The sequence below is a fragment of the Ruegeria sp. AB10 genome (assembly GCF_056542745.1).
On the sequence record NZ_JBQGAI010000005.1, the window covers coordinates 278,618 to 292,718 of the forward strand.

A 14,101-nucleotide genomic window follows, 5' to 3' on the forward strand; every position below is an offset into this window, starting at 1 on the left:
AGCTATTGAGAAGGCCACGCATAGGAGGCCAATGTGACATTCACGCGATACGCGATCTATTTTGCACCACCGGCCGAGGCTGAATGGACGAAATTCGCCACCAGTTGGCTGGGCTGGGACATGGAAATGGGTGAAGGCGTCGCGCATCCGGTGGTCGATGGCGTGGATATTGCGGCCGTTAGCGAGGTGCCGCGCAAATACGGGCTGCACGCGACGATGAAACCACCCTTCCGCCTGCGCGACGGACAGTCGGTGGATGCGCTGGCCGAGGCCTGCGCGCGACTGGCGCAGACGCAGCCTCCGGTCACGTTGGACGGGTTGGACATCGCCCGCCTCGGCCGGTTTCTGGCCCTGCGCCCGCTGGGGGATGAATCCGCGCTGAACACGCTGGCCACCGCCTGCGTGCGCGATCTGGACAGTTTCCGCGCGCCCGCGTCTGAGGCCGAACTGGAACGCCGCCGCGCGGCTAGCCTGTCGCCCGAACAGAACGCCAATCTGACACAGTGGGGCTATCCTTACGTGATGGAGTCCTTCCGCTTTCACATCACCCTCAGCGGCAAGCTGAACAAGCCGACGCTGAACGCAGTTCAGGACGCGCTGCAATCGAGGCTTGCGCCCCTGCTGCCCACCCCGTTCCGGATCACCGACCTGGCCCTTGTGGGCGAAGCGGAAGACGGACGTTTTCACCTGATCCATCGCTATGCCCTTTCCGGCTGAAGCTGGGACAAGATGGCGGAAACCGTCGCTTCCAGTGCCCCCGAATTGTCAATCTCGATGACCCGAGACAGCCCCTCTGGCAAAGGTTTCGTTGCACGAACCAGCCGCCGCGCTTGTTCACGGGCGCATTCACGGGCCCTCGCAGACAGACGGTGTGCCAGAACCTCGGGGTCGGCGGTCAGAGAGATCACGATCAGATCGCCGAAAACCTCTTGTGCCTGCAACAGGACTGAGCGGGACAGGTTGACCAGAACCGCGTCCGGCTGGTGCCGCAAATCCTCAATTCCCTTGGGCACCCCGTAGAACAAGCCATGCGCGGGCCAGTGCAGGACAAAGGCACCCTCAGCCACCATCTGCTGAAAGACCTGCTCGGACACACGGTCGAAATCCTCGCCCTCTTCGCCTTCGGGGCGGGTGATCACCCGGCGCGTCCGAACAAAACCCGGAGCACGGGCCTCCAGCGCCGCCATCACGCTATCCTTGCCAACACCCGAGGGGCCAACAACAGCTATGACCGGCGCAAGGCTCATGCGACCGCTCCGGGGGTGAAATCCGAGACGTTGATCTCACGATCACAAACCCGATCGCGCGCACCGACATCGTGGAAAATGCCTACGATCGCCGCGCCGCGCGCCTTAGCTTCTTCGATCAGCGACAGAACCGTTTCCCGGTTCTGCACATCCAGCGAAGCTGTAGGTTCGTCCAGCAACATAGCAGGATAGTCATGCGCAAATCCCCGGGCGATGTTGACCCGCTGCTGCTCGCCACCGGAAAAGGTTGTCGGGCTCAGAGACCACAGGCGTTCAGGAATGTTCAGCCGCGCCAGCAAGGTCGCCGCCTTGTCCCGCGCCACCTGACGGTCGCACCCGATGGCCAACAGCGGTTCGGCCACCACATCCAGCGTCGGCACACGCGGCACTACACGCAGGAACTGGCTGACATAACCCAACGTCTCACGGCGCAACCTCAGAATCTCGCGCGGCTCGGCCCGGGCCACATCCAGACCACCAACCAGAACCTGCCCCGAGGCTGCAAGATAATTCCCGTAGATCACCCGCATCAGGGTCGACTTGCCCGCCCCCGACGCACCCGTAAGCGCGACACATTCACCGGGCGCAACCTTCAACGTGGCGCCTTCCATCACCGGGATCACTGCACCACCCTGGTTATGCAGAGTAAAGCTTTTGTTGACGTCCTTAAGCTCAATCATCGCACTTCATCTTTTCCCAAATACTCAAACCTGCAGAACGCTGGACACAAGCAACTGCGTATAGGCGTGTTGCGGATCGTCCAGCACCTGATCAGTCAAGCCAGCCTCGACCACGTGGCCGTCCTTCATCACCATCAACCGGTCCGCCAGCAGGCGCACCACGGCCAGATCATGCGTGACGATGATGGCGCTCAGCCCCATTTCACGCACCAGCCCGCGCAGCAGGTCCAGCAGCCGCGCCTGGACCGAAACATCCAGCCCGCCGGTCGGCTCATCCATGAACACCAGCCGAGGCCCCGTCACCAGATTGCGCGCGATCTGCAGGCGTTGCTGCATCCCGCCCGAAAACGCGGTCGGGCGTTCGTCCACGCGGGCACCATCAATTTCGACCCGACCCAGCCAGTCAATCGCCCGGTCGCGGATCTGGCCATAGTGACGGTCACCAACGGCCATCAACCGCTCACCGATATTGCCGCCCGCACTCACCGACATGCGCAGCCCGTCGCGGGCGTGCTGGTGGACAAAGGCCCAATCGGTACGGCCCAGCATGCGGCGTTCGGGTTCCGACATCGTCACCGTATCCACCGGACCATCGGTGCGCGTATCAAAGACCACCTGCCCCGCGTCAGGCTCAAGATGCCCCGCAAGGCAGTTCAGCAAGGTTGATTTGCCCGAACCGCTTTCGCCGACAATGCCCATCACCTCACCGGGATAGAGATCGAAGCTGACGCCAGTACAGCCGATGCGCGCGCCATAGTGTTTCTGGATACCTTTGACCTGCAACAACGGAGTCATACCGCGTCCTCCTTGCTCAAGCGTCCTTCGTGGCCCTGCGCGCGGCGGGACCGGCAGTAATCGGTGTCGGAACAGACAAACATCCGGTTGCCCGCGTCATCCATGATCACCTCGTCCAGATAGCTGTTCTCGGCGCCGCACAAGTCACAGGGATGATCGGCCTTGGTTGCCTCAAACGGGTAATCCTCAAAATCGAGGCTGACGACTTTGGTGTGCGGCGGCACCGCATAGATGCGCTGTTCCCGTCCAGCTCCGAACAGTTGAATCGCATCCATCTCAAGCTTGGGGTTGTCGAATTTCGGGATCGGAGACGGGTCCATCACGTACCGCCCCGACACTTTCACCGGGTAGGCGTAGGCGGTCGAAATCGCGCCGTGCTGGCTGATGTCTTCGTACAGTTTCACATGCATCAGGCCATATTCCTCAAGGCTGTGCATTTTGCGTGTCTCGGTCTCGCGCGGCTCCAGAAACCGCAGCGGTTCCGGGATCGGCACCTGATAGACAAGAATCTGATCCTCGGTCAGCTTCGCCTCGGGAATGCGGTGACGGGTCTGGATGACCGTGGCCTTTTCGGTTTCCTCGGTGGTCTCGACGCCTGCGGTGTTCTCAAAGAACTTGCGGATCGAGACGGCGTTGGTGGTGTCATCCGCCCCTTGGTCGATCACCTTGAAGGTATCATCCGGCGTCAGCGTCGCGGCCGAGACCTGAACTCCTCCGGTGCCCCAACCATAGGGCATCGGCATCTCGCGGCTGGCGAAGGGAACCTGATATCCGGGGACGGCCAGCCCTTTCAGGATGGCACGGCGTATCATCCGCTTGGTTTGTTCGTCCAAATATGCGAAATTATATTCATTCATTTTTTGTACTTCGCTTTTTTATTGGTGTTTTTATGGACGTAATTGTTGTTACCGCGTTCTTTTTGGTCATTTTGGCCTATATCTTCAGACATAACCGGCACGCCAAACATCGCCGTCGCGCGCAGCAGAGAGACCGGAAAGGGGTCTGGCGCTCGGTTGGGGCGTCGCATCTGTGTTCCAGCCGCAACAGCGCCCGTTTCCGAAAAACAGAACCAAGCGCAAGTGCCCAAAGCACCGGTGTTGAGCAGTCTGGTCCCTGACATCATTCCGCGGCCTCCTTCGGTGTGATCCGCTCTTCGGCCTCGCGGCGCAGCTTGCGGACCAGTTCCAGTTCAGACTGGAAATCGACGTAATGCGGCAGCTTGATGTGTTCGAGGAACCCGGTGGCCTGGATGTTGTCGGCGTGGCTCAGGACAAACTCTTCATCCTGCGCGGGGGCGCCCAGATTGTCCTCGCCGAGTTCTTCCCAGCGCAGCGCCCGGTCGACCAGAGCCATGGCGATGGATTTGCGTTCCGACTGGCCGAAGACCAGCCCATAGCCACGGGTGAATTGGGGTGGTTCTGTCTTTGAGCCCTTGAACTGGTTGACGGTTTCGCACTCGGTCAGCTCGACCTCACCGATCTCAATGGCGAAACCCAGTTCGGGGATGTCCATCTCGACCGCGACTTTGCCGATGCGCAGCTCACCTACAAACGCATGGTTGCGGGCATAGCCGCGCTGGGTCGAATAGGCCATGCCCAGCACGAACCCTTCATCCCCTCGCGTCAGCGATTGCAGGCGCAGGGGGCGACCGGCCGGGAATTCCATCGGCTCGCGGGTCAGGTCGCCGGGGATGGCATCGCTGACTGGTTCGTCCTGAATGATGTCCTCGCCCTTGAGAAACTCGGTGATATGCGGCGTTTGTTCCGTGCGCGGTTGTGCTTCGGGGGCCGCGGGAACCTCGCCCTCGGCGGCCAGTTTGAAATCCAACAGGCGGTGAGTGTAATCGAAGGTCGGCCCCAAAACCTGACCGCCCGGCGCATCCTTGAACGTCGCCGAAATCCGGCGGTCACAAGCCATCTCACCGGTTTCCACCGGGTTCGAATATCCAAACCGGGGTAGTGTCGTGCGGTAGGTGCGGATCAGAAAGATCGCCTCGATCAGATCACCACGCGCCTGTTTGATTGCCAGGGCCGCCAAGTCCGGGTCGTACAAGGACCCTTCAGCCATCACCCGGTTCACCGCAAGCGACAGCTGTTCGCGGATTTGGGCGATGCTCAGTTCGGCAATATCGGTTGCTCCGCGACGCTCTTCCGCCAACCAGGCATGAGCGTTTTCGATGGCCTTTTCGCCCCCTTTGACAGCAACATACATGGTCTAACCCTCTGCCCTGATCTGCGTGCTGCGTGGCAGGGCCGCAATCCTGTCACCGCAGGTGAAGAAGAAGTCACAGCCCAAGGGGTAAAGCGCCGCATTGGCCCGAAGCGCGGGTACGTCCGGCAGCGACAGATGCGCGGTGTCCTTGATCCCCGGGCCAGACAGCACCGCACCCGCGTGTTGCAGATCGTCACATTCGACAATCAGCGTGGCCGAGCGATCCGGGTACTCGGGCGTTCCGATGCGGTATTTCGACATCGGCGCAAGGGCCGACCATGTCCCGACGGCAAAATCCGCCTCGGACGCTTGTGCAATCGGCGCACCGGTATGGAAAGTCAGCCATTGACGTACAGCATCCGTGTCCAGTGCGCCCGCCAGATGCACGCGCGTATCCGGATCACATAGGGTCAGCAGCAACGTCCCCGCCGCCACGGACAAGGGCGATGGCGGTTGAGCCCCCGAGATCAACCGGATTTCACCGGGCCGCGCCATGACCGTCATCGCGGCGCGGAAGGCGTGGGCTGCATCGATCGGCGCGTTTTCGAATCCGCCCGAGAACTGGGTTTGCGCGTTCATCAATCCTCTCCCCTTACCAGCGTGAAGAACTCGACCTTCGTTGCCGCCGCCTTCGCAGCGCGGGCCGTCCGGGCTGCCCTCATCTGCTGGCTGAGCGGCGTGATCACACGGGCCCGAATGTCCCCGGCAGCGTCGGTCTGCATCAGTGCGTCGATCAGTGCCGCGGCCTCAGCCTTGCGCTTCGACCGACCCTGCACATAGCCATGCCCGACCGTTCCATCCGTCAGCACCAGAGAACAGCGCGTGACAGTCATTTCCCCCAGGTTGAACGGCGCACCTGCACCGCCCGTCCGACCACGCACCATCACGCCCCCAACCTCGGGGCTGCGGAGCCAGTCAAAGCTTGGGGGCACACCAACCTCGCCCCACAATTCCATCAACGCCTCTTCCGGAGCGCGGGCCAGCAGACCCATCCACTCCTTGCGTGCAGCGATTGCCATGTTCTGTTGATCCGCCATCGAAACCTCTTGGCTGGGTTGTCTATGTGAACTATACAACTAGACAAATATTACACCCCGAAAGTGAGTCCCGCAATCCGCGACACTGTGAAAGTTTGGTGACATGAGCAAAACACCGGTCTGGAAAAGCATCGCGCTGAGCCTGACCTCGGACATCGCCGAGGGGCGTTACAACACCGGAGATCGCCTGCCGACCGAGGCGCAACTGGCGGCACAGCATGGGGTTAACCGGCACACGGTGCGGCGCGCATTGGCAGATATGGCCGAACAGGGGTTGGTGCATGCCCGGCGCGGCGCGGGTGTATTTGTGGCCGCGCGCCCGACAGATTATCCGATTGGCAAGCGGGTCAGGTACCACAAGAGCATATCGGCCAGCGGCAAGATTCCCGGCAAAACGATCCTCTCGTTGACGACACGTGTGGCGGATGACACCGAAGCCGAGGCGCTCGGGCTGACTGCGGGCGACAAGGTGCATGTATATGACGGGTTGTCACTGGCCGACGGCCAACCCATCGGCCTGTTTCAGAGCGTCTTTCCGGCCGACCGCCTGCCCGACATCCTGACAGCTCTGCAAGAGACGCAATCCGTGACCAAAGCGCTGCAACGCTGCGGTGTCGCGGATTACACCCGCGTTTCAACCCGCCTGACCGCGCGGGGCGCGACAGCGACACAAGCTCTGCATCTGCAATTGCCTGAAGGCGCACCGGTGCTGTTTTCGACCGGGGTGAACGCTGATCTGTCGGGTGTGCCGGTCGAGTACGGGCGCACTGTTTTCGCCGGGGAACGGGTCACACTAACCCTGAACGACGACTAGGCGACGAAGGTCTCCCGCCCGTCTTCTGCCTCCTTGCGGAGGCCTCATCCCATTGGGCGTAGCGCCGCGCTTTGCGCGGCGCCCGGCCCAAAGCCGCCAGGGGGGGGATCGGCGCAGCCGATACTCCTGCGGGTGCGGGAGCATTTCCTGTCTCTGACACGACCGGCTTATTCGTATTTTTCAAGAAAGACTTCGGCGCCAAGTGATCGGAAATCCGACAATGCCGCGCGCAGGCGCGGGTTGTCCCAGTTCCACCACGCCAAGGTCAGCATCCGCTCGACAATGTCCTCAGAAAACCGGCGGCGGATCGGTTTGGCCGTCACACCGCCAACGATGGTGTACGGGTCGACATCCTTGGTCACCACAGCGCCTGAAGCAACCACCGCGCCATGGCCAATCGTCACTTCGGGTTTGATGATCGCCGCGTGGCCAATCCATGTATCATGCCCGATCACCGCCTTGCGGCTGACACGATAGGCGAACCAGTCCAGATCATCGTCGGCATCGTCCCAGTAATCTGCGGACCGGTACAGGAAATGGTGCTGAGATGCCTTTTCCATCGGGTGGTCTGTTGCCCCGATCCGCGTGAAACTGGCGATATTGACGAACTTGCCGATCTCGGCATTGGCGATATCGCAGGTTCGGTCGCAATAGGAGTAGTCCCCCCAGACCGAGTGCGCGACCCGGCTGCCAGCACCGATCTCGACATACGCACCAAAGTCACTGTTCGTAATCTGGCAGCCGGGGTGAATGAACGGCTGATCCGGGCGCAGGCGTGGCATTGTCTTTCGTCCTTGCTCAACCCGGCGGCTGCGATTTTTCTATCGCTCCACGCGGCTTGCGCTTTTTACCCATTTCCCCCCGGATCAGGCGCCGACGCAGCCAGCCCGAGAACCAGTCCATCAGCATCACCATCAGAATGATCAGGACGATGTAATAGGTCACTTCTTCCCAATCCTTCTGGGTGATGATCGCCTGTGTCAACAACAGGCCGATCCCACCGCCGGTGATCGCGCCGATCACGGTGGCGCTGCGGATGTTGGATTCGAAGAAATAGAGCAGTTGGCTCAGCAACACTGGCGTAACCTGCGGAATCACACCAAAGCGATAGCGTTGCGGCGCGTTGGCGCCGGTGGACTGGACACCCTCGATCTGTTTGTTGTCCACATTCTCCAGCGCTTCCGAGAATATCTTGCCGAAGGTACCCGTGTCGGTCACCAGAATGGCCAGCGCGCCGGTCAGCGGACCGGGGCCAAAGGCGCGGGCCAGAACCACAGTCCAGATCAAGGCATCGACACCACGGACAAAATCAAACACCCGTCGCGTCGCAAAGCGCACGACTTTCACCGGGTTGAAGTTTCGCGTCGCCAGAAAGGCCAGCGGCAGGGCGGCCATGGCCGCGCCGAGGGTGCCCAGAAACGCCATCAGGATGGTTTCAAAAATCGCCCAGGCCACGTCCTGATGCCGCCACATCTTGTTGGTCCAGAAATCGTTCAGGATCGCACCGGCCTCACCGTTCATGGCCCGCGCGGCCAGTTCGGGGAAGGACTTGCCGTAATACGGGCTGTCGAGCGTGAACCAGAACAGCTCCCACCCGGTGAAATAGCGGAACACCTCGGATCGGTTGCGGGTTACGGTCAGACGCCCCGCGTCGGTGTAGACAGTCAAGCGGTTCTTGGACACGCTGATCCACTCTGGCACGTCACCTGCCGGCAACTCTGCCTGCACGCCCACCGAACGGGTCGGCGTTGCCCGAATAGTGCCATAGCCAGGAATGTCGTATTCAACTGTCTCGGGACCGAAACGTACAACATGACCGTCTTCCAGCTCGATCACCGTGGTCTCGCCTAGTGTCACCCAATCGGGCGCTTGGCCTTCGGGGTAAGCGCCCTTGCGCTCGCCTTCGATGGCAGCGGACACGTCACCCGTGCGGTTGTCCCGCTCGATATGGGTTTTATAGCTGTAGCTGTCCGAAACCAGCGTCTTGCCGTTTTTCCAGTTCGCCTGCGCGGCCAAACCCGGTACGTCGAAGGCAAAGAACACATAGGCCAGATAGGCCAGAACCAGCGCGGGCAGGCCAAAGTTCACCAGCCGTTTGCGATTGAAAATACGATCCGCCTCGGCCTTGAGGTCATCAACGGTCAGGTTGGTTGCGAAGGTGCTCATGCCGAGGCTCCTTTTTCCGACCCGTGGGCCAGACGGTCGCGCAGATAGCCCGAGATCCGATCCACGACGACGATTGTGACGAACAGAAGGATGAAAATGGCGGCCGCTTCATCATAACGCCCCTGCCCCCAGGACATCGCGTTGCGCAGCTCATACCCCAAACCACCTGCGCCGACGAAACCAAGGATGGCCGAAGCACGGATGTTGATCTCGAACCGCAGCAGGGCATAGCTGACATAGTTCGGGCCAACCTGCGGGATAACGCCCAGATACATCCGCTGCGACCAGTTTGCGCCTACCGATTGCAGCCCCTCGACCGGTTTGAGCGAGGCGTTTTCATTCACCTCGGAAAACAATTTGCCCAGCGCGCCCGCCGTGTGAATGGCGATGGCGATCATCGCGGGCACCGGGCCACCGCCCAGGATGAAGATCAGAACCAGCGCGATGACGATCTCGGGGATGGCCCGGAAAATATCCGAGATGCGCCGAAACAACGGGATCAGCGCGGGCCAATAGGCCATGCCGCGGGTCGACATAAGCGCCAGAAACGTGCCCACGATGGTGCCGATCAAGGTCGAAGCTGCGGCGATGTTCAGCGTCTCGACCAGCGCCGGGAAAAACTTGACCAGATTTTCCGGCATGACCCCGATCTTTTCCCACGCCTCTGACAGAACCTCGGCCGGATAGTCTAGAATGCGGCGCCAGCCGTCGATGAAACTGCCCGCGTTGCGGTCGTCCGCCGTGCGGAAACCCGCAGCCATCAAGGCCACGAACACGATCAGAAGGATACCACCATAGACCCGCTTTCGCCGGGTCATCTCGGCATAGTCGGCCCGAATCTGGTCAACGCTGGGGGACCCAGCAGTCAGGTCTGTCATGGAATGCTCCTGAGTGGAAAAACGGGGCCCAGTTTTCCACCGGGCCCCGATCATTGGGTGTGCAGGCTTAGTTGGACTTCAGCTTGCGGGCTTCGATGATGACTTCGTAGGCGTCATGCGTGATCGGGTCGAAGCTTTTGGCCTCGCCCGCGGCTACGCCGTAGAAGCACTCCTGATCCTTCTCGCTCAGCGTGTCCCACAGCTCGGTCACTTTGGCTTTGACATCGTCAGGCAGAGCCTTGCGAACCACAACCGGACCTTCCGGGATCGGCTTGGATTTCCAGATTTCGACCATGTCGTTCATGTCGACCAGACCGGCATCCACGGCGCGGCGCAGGGCACCCGACCGGTAGCCGTCTTCCCATTCGCCCAGACCATCGGCCCAGGTCACACCGCCATCAACGTCGCCGTTGTTGACCGCAACGATGGTCTGCTCATGGCCGCCGGTGAACTTAACTTCACCGAAGTAATCACCAGACTCCATGGTCGCACCGGTGACTGCAGGGATTTCGATCGACGGGATTAGGTAGCCGGAGGTCGAGTTGGGATCACCGAAACCAAATGCCTTGCCCTTCATGTCTTCCAGCGAGGTGATGCCGCTGTCCTTGCGGGCAAAACCAACCGAGTAATAGCCATAGCCGCCATCGGTGTTGACCTTGACCAGAACCGGCTCAACGGCTTCGGGGTCAGACAGATAGGTTTTCGCGTAACCCGACGCGCCCAGCCAGGCCACGTCGATGGTGCCCCCCAGCAGGCCCTGGATTACACCGTTATAATCGGCGGGCGCGAACAGTTTCGCGGGAACACCCAGCGCTTCTTCGGTGTAAACCCGCAGACATTCGTTGTTGTTCAGACGATCCTGAGCGTTCTCGCCGCCCAGAATGCCGATGCGGAATTCGCTGATTTCCTGAGCCATTGCAGGTGCGGCCATGGCAGTGGTCGCAACAAGGGCAGCAATGAGTTTTTTCATCTTTCTCTCTCCGGTTTGATGTGCCGGCCTTTCATCGGGCCGGTCGATGAAGGGGGGGCGGGCTCAGATGGTGGCTTCGGCGTCCATCAAAGCCTTCTTGGCGGTGTCCAGCGTTTCGATCTCGGTCGAGGTCGCCTGTTCCGAGAAGCTGGCATCAGCGCCATAAATCTCGCGGGCAACGCCGGTGGTCAGCTGTTCGGGCAGACCGTCGAAAACAATGCGTCCGTCGCGCATACCGACGACGCGGTCGCAGTACCGGCGCGCGGTGTCCAGCGTGTGTAGGTTGGCGATGACGGTGCGACCGTCCTCTTCGTGGATTCGACGCAGCGCCTGCATCACCACCTGCGCGTTCATCGGATCCAGCGAGGCGATGGGTTCGTCCGCCAGAATGATCCTGGGGTCCTGCATCAGGGCGCGCGCAATGGCGACGCGTTGCTGCTGGCCGCCCGACAGCGCTTCGGACCGTTTCGGCGCGTGTTCAGCAATGCCCAGACGGTCCAGAATGTCGATGGCGCGGTGGATGTCGTCCATCGGAAACAGGTTGAACATGGTCGCCAGCGTCGAGTGACGGTTCAGCGTACCGTGCAGCACGTTCGAGACCACATCCAGGCGCGGCACCAGATTGAACTGCTGGAAAATCATCGCGCATTCGGCCTGCCAAGCACGCTTGTCGCGCCCCTTCAGCTGCGTCACGTCGCGGCCTTTGAACAGAATCTGACCGTCGCTGGAATCCGTCAGGCGGTTGATCATCCGCAACAGGGTAGACTTGCCCGCGCCCGATCGCCCGATGATGCCGATCATGCACGGCTTGTCCACATCCAGCGTCGCCGCGTCCACAGCCACATTTTCACCGAAGCGTTTGGTCAGTTTCTCGATACGCAGCACGTGCCACCCCCAGTTCGTGTTGAAGGTCAGCTACAGAGGCCATTCAACGGCCATGTGTCAGTGTGGTGATAGTTTTGTAACGGCGCGCGAGTCGCGGGGGCTACCCTTTGCAGCACGGCACAGGTATATGCGGGTCGACTCTTCAGCTGACACGAGGCCGCCATGAGCTTTGACCGCACCATCAAGATCGCCCCGTCGATCCTGTCCGCCGATTTCGCCAATTTCGGACAAGAGATTCAGGCCATCGAGGCCCAGGGCGCCGATTGGGTTCATGTCGACGTGATGGACGGCCATTTCGTCCCGAACCTGACCTTTGGCCCGCCCGCCGTCAAAGCGTTCCGTCCGCATGTAAAGACCGTGATGGACGTCCACCTGATGATCACGCCCGTCGATCCCTACATTCAGGCCTATGCGGACGCAGGCGCCGATATCCTGACCGCCCATGTCGAGGCCGGACCGCACACCCATCGCACCCTGCAGGCCATCCGCGCCGCTGGCATGAAGGCCGGTGTCGCGCTGAATCCCGGCACCCCGGCCGAGGCAGTCGAGCATCTGCTGGACCTGACCGATCTGGTCTGCGTCATGACCGTAAACCCCGGTTTCGGCGGTCAGAAGTTCATTGATATGACGAACAAGGTCCGCAAGCTGCGCCAGATGATCGGCGACCGCCCCGTGCATATTGAGATCGACGGCGGCGTTGATCCGCGGACCGCGCCCCTCGTAGCGGCCGCAGGTGCCGATGTGCTGGTCGCAGGCTCCGCCGTTTTCAAAGGCGGTTCGGTGTCCAACCCCGAAGTTTATGGGCAGAACATCCGCGCAGTACGGAACGCGGCGGAAACCGCGCTCTAAGCCATCTGCACGCGCGCCGTTTGCAAAAAACGCGAGATTTCAAGCCCGAGGCTGGCTTCTATCGAAATCGCCAGATCTGGTTGTTTCCGAAGCTCAGCGTTCAGTTCGGGCATGTCCCAATCTATGACACGTGACGGCCCAAGCGCCGTCACGGTCACCGGCGCCGCAAAATCCTGATCCCTGCTCAGAAACGCCGTGCCGCCGAGGAAACGCCCCTCGCCCAGCGTGTCGACACGATTGCCGTTCATTTCGACGCTGAATTCACCCTCCACGATCAGCGACAGGCGTGGAACGGGGTCGCCCTGCGTCAACAGCCTTGTCCCGGCGGGAACGGATTTCCAGACGCCCGACTTAAGCAGGTTATACGCGTCACGTTCGCTGAAAGTGCGCAGCGCAGTTTCGTACAGATGCCGTTCCGTATCGGTAAATGGCACCGGGCGGCGTTCAAGCAACAGCCGTATGATCCAAAAGATGTTGATACCTGTGAAAAACAGGTTCCACCCGATCGGCGCCCAAAGCGGCGTGCTTTGCAGATAGTAATAGGGCAACAGGATCAGTGCCCCGATCACCGTCAGCACCCGTAGCCAGAAAATGTCCCGGACCGAATACGAAATAAGGTAAAAGACATTCGCCGCATTCACCAACAAGTCCAAACCCACCATATCTCGCCTCGTCAGCTATGCACGCCACGTAGTGCGGTGCGCTTCTATTGGAGCATGGTGAGTGTAGCCGCGCCGTCACCCGGCATGGAAGATTTCTGTTCAGTTGCCCAACCTGGCGTCAAAGACCGGAAAAGGCGAAGATCTATTTTGACGATAGACGCTGCCGGGGTACGTGCGTGTTCGGATGGCCCGAATAGCAGGCCGTCAGCTTGACCTTTTTCCTGGGTTGGGAACCACCCGCACCGCCTTCGAACCCCTCTTCACCAAGGATCGCCGTCTGCATGTCATCCAGATCTTTGCTGTGCAGGATGCGTGTGCCGTATTGTACGAACTGAAGTCCAAACATGGTGTTCCCCATCTTCTGCCCCCTTGGCGTATCGACCCGCGCACAATGCGAGCTTTTGATGCGTTCAAGCGGATATGATTGCGACATGAGAACAAATGGCGTGGCTCAGGCCCTTCGCTTTTTGCCTCAAGGCTTACATGGGGTCGCTTCTTTAGCGAAAGGTGAAGACAGGATTAATCCGTCAGAGCGCGCACGAAAAAGGGCGCCCCGAGGGGCGCCCTTCTTTACTCTTCACCGAGTTGCTCCCGGCAGATTTTCCGTCGGAAGATCGCCTGCCGCAACCGGGCGCGGCAAGCGCGCCTTACTCGATGATTTTCGACACAACGCCGGCGCCGACGGTGCGGCCGCCTTCGCGGATCGCGAAGCGCAGGCCGTTTTCCATCGCGATCGGCGCGATCAGCTCAACGCCGAACGACACGTTGTCGCCGGGCATGACCATCTCGGTGCCTTCGGCCAGCGTCACGGTGCCGGTCACGTCAGTCGTACGGAAGTAGAACTGCGGACGGTAGTTCGCGAAGAACGGAGTGTGACGGCCGCCTTCTTCCTTGGTCAGGATGTAGG

General features: G+C 60.8%; 19 protein-coding genes. 3 read left to right on the forward strand and 16 right to left on the reverse strand.

Going from position 1 to position 14,101, the window contains the following annotated elements; genetic code table 11:
• Positions 1-33 precede the first annotated feature (33 nt).
• The gene (locus tag ACR0NT_RS12740; RefSeq protein ID WP_170445732.1) at positions 34-717 is read left to right on the forward strand and encodes a DUF1045 domain-containing protein; all 684 of its coding nucleotides are present in this window, start codon (positions 34-36) and stop codon (positions 715-717) included.
• Here ACR0NT_RS12740 and ACR0NT_RS12745 read toward each other — a convergent pair.
• Genes ACR0NT_RS12745 through phnG form a run of 8 tightly spaced genes read right to left on the reverse strand, consistent with a single transcriptional unit; the run spans position 699 to position 5,970 of the window.
• Positions 699-1,247 carry an AAA family ATPase gene (locus tag ACR0NT_RS12745; protein WP_170445735.1) on the reverse strand — a complete coding sequence of 183 codons (549 nt, stop codon included), beginning with the start codon at positions 1,245-1,247 and terminating at the stop codon, positions 699-701. The genes ACR0NT_RS12740 and ACR0NT_RS12745 overlap by 19 nt on opposite strands.
• Entirely contained in the window at positions 1,244-1,927 is a 684-nt protein-coding gene (gene phnL, locus ACR0NT_RS12750) for a phosphonate C-P lyase system protein PhnL (RefSeq protein ID WP_170445738.1), read from the reverse strand. The genes ACR0NT_RS12745 and phnL overlap by 4 nt, the downstream gene beginning before the upstream one ends.
• A 24-nt stretch (positions 1,928-1,951) precedes the next feature.
• Entirely contained in the window at positions 1,952-2,722 is a 771-nt protein-coding gene (gene phnK / locus ACR0NT_RS12755; protein WP_170445740.1) for a phosphonate C-P lyase system protein PhnK, read from the reverse strand.
• Positions 2,719-3,579, reverse strand: a complete 861-nt coding sequence (locus ACR0NT_RS12760) for an alpha-D-ribose 1-methylphosphonate 5-phosphate C-P-lyase PhnJ (protein ID WP_170445741.1) — start codon at positions 3,577-3,579, stop codon at positions 2,719-2,721. Before ACR0NT_RS12760 ends, phnK begins: the two co-directional genes overlap by 4 nt.
• Entirely contained in the window at positions 3,576-3,845 is a 270-nt protein-coding gene (locus ACR0NT_RS12765; protein WP_170445744.1) for a hypothetical protein, read from the reverse strand. Before ACR0NT_RS12765 ends, ACR0NT_RS12760 begins: the two co-directional genes overlap by 4 nt.
• Positions 3,842-4,933, reverse strand: a complete 1,092-nt coding sequence (locus ACR0NT_RS12770; protein ID WP_170672417.1) for a carbon-phosphorus lyase complex subunit PhnI — start codon at positions 4,931-4,933, stop codon at positions 3,842-3,844. The genes ACR0NT_RS12765 and ACR0NT_RS12770 overlap by 4 nt, the downstream gene beginning before the upstream one ends.
• 3 nt (positions 4,934-4,936) lie before the next feature.
• Positions 4,937-5,512: a phosphonate C-P lyase system protein PhnH gene (gene phnH / locus ACR0NT_RS12775; protein WP_170445750.1), complete on the reverse strand. Its 576-nt coding sequence runs from the start codon at positions 5,510-5,512 to the stop codon at positions 4,937-4,939.
• Positions 5,512-5,970, reverse strand: coding sequence for a phosphonate C-P lyase system protein PhnG (gene phnG / locus ACR0NT_RS12780; protein ID WP_170445753.1), 459 nt, complete (start codon positions 5,968-5,970; stop codon positions 5,512-5,514). The genes phnH and phnG overlap by 1 nt, the downstream gene beginning before the upstream one ends.
• A gap of 103 nt (positions 5,971-6,073) precedes the next feature.
• On the opposite strand from phnG, the gene phnF reads away from it, so the two are divergent.
• A complete protein-coding gene (phnF, locus tag ACR0NT_RS12785; protein WP_170445756.1) occupies positions 6,074-6,784 on the forward strand; it encodes a phosphonate metabolism transcriptional regulator PhnF in 711 nt (236 codons plus the stop codon).
• A gap of 167 nt (positions 6,785-6,951) precedes the next feature.
• Here phnF and ACR0NT_RS12790 read toward each other — a convergent pair whose 3' ends face one another.
• From ACR0NT_RS12790 to phnC, 5 genes are all read right to left on the reverse strand, one after another.
• A complete protein-coding gene (locus tag ACR0NT_RS12790) occupies positions 6,952-7,566 on the reverse strand; it encodes an LbetaH domain-containing protein (protein WP_170445759.1) in 615 nt (204 codons plus the stop codon).
• Positions 7,567-7,582: 16 nt separating this feature from the next.
• Positions 7,583-8,950, reverse strand: a complete 1,368-nt coding sequence (phnE, locus tag ACR0NT_RS12795; protein WP_170672419.1) for a phosphonate ABC transporter, permease protein PhnE — start codon at positions 8,948-8,950, stop codon at positions 7,583-7,585.
• A complete protein-coding gene (gene phnE / locus ACR0NT_RS12800; protein WP_170672421.1) occupies positions 8,947-9,828 on the reverse strand; it encodes a phosphonate ABC transporter, permease protein PhnE in 882 nt (293 codons plus the stop codon). Before phnE (ACR0NT_RS12800) ends, phnE (ACR0NT_RS12795) begins: the two co-directional genes overlap by 4 nt.
• Before the next feature lie 67 nt (positions 9,829-9,895).
• Complete coding sequence (gene phnD / locus ACR0NT_RS12805) at positions 9,896-10,798, reverse strand: phosphonate ABC transporter substrate-binding protein (RefSeq protein ID WP_170672423.1); 903 nt, start codon at positions 10,796-10,798, stop codon at positions 9,896-9,898.
• 63 nt (positions 10,799-10,861) lie between these two features.
• On the reverse strand, positions 10,862-11,683 hold the full coding sequence (phnC, locus tag ACR0NT_RS12810; protein WP_170672425.1) for a phosphonate ABC transporter ATP-binding protein: 822 nt from the start codon (positions 11,681-11,683) through the stop codon (positions 10,862-10,864).
• A gap of 162 nt (positions 11,684-11,845) precedes the next feature.
• Between phnC and rpe the strand changes: the two genes are divergently transcribed.
• Positions 11,846-12,532: a ribulose-phosphate 3-epimerase gene (rpe, locus tag ACR0NT_RS12815; RefSeq protein WP_170672427.1), complete on the forward strand. Its 687-nt coding sequence runs from the start codon at positions 11,846-11,848 to the stop codon at positions 12,530-12,532.
• Here the strand turns inward: rpe and ACR0NT_RS12820 are convergent.
• From ACR0NT_RS12820 to ACR0NT_RS12830, 3 genes are all read right to left on the reverse strand, one after another.
• The gene (locus tag ACR0NT_RS12820) at positions 12,529-13,194 is read right to left on the reverse strand and encodes a cyclic nucleotide-binding domain-containing protein (RefSeq protein ID WP_170672429.1); all 666 of its coding nucleotides are present in this window, start codon (positions 13,192-13,194) and stop codon (positions 12,529-12,531) included. The two genes, rpe and ACR0NT_RS12820, sit on opposite strands and share 4 nt — an antisense overlap.
• A gap of 142 nt (positions 13,195-13,336) precedes the next feature.
• Positions 13,337-13,540 carry a hypothetical protein gene (locus tag ACR0NT_RS12825; RefSeq protein WP_170672431.1) on the reverse strand — a complete coding sequence of 68 codons (204 nt, stop codon included), beginning with the start codon at positions 13,538-13,540 and terminating at the stop codon, positions 13,337-13,339.
• Between the two features lie 301 nt (positions 13,541-13,841).
• On the reverse strand, positions 13,842-14,101 hold a 260-nt coding region (locus ACR0NT_RS12830; RefSeq protein ID WP_480443169.1), incomplete at its 5' end, for an EF-Tu C-terminal domain-related protein.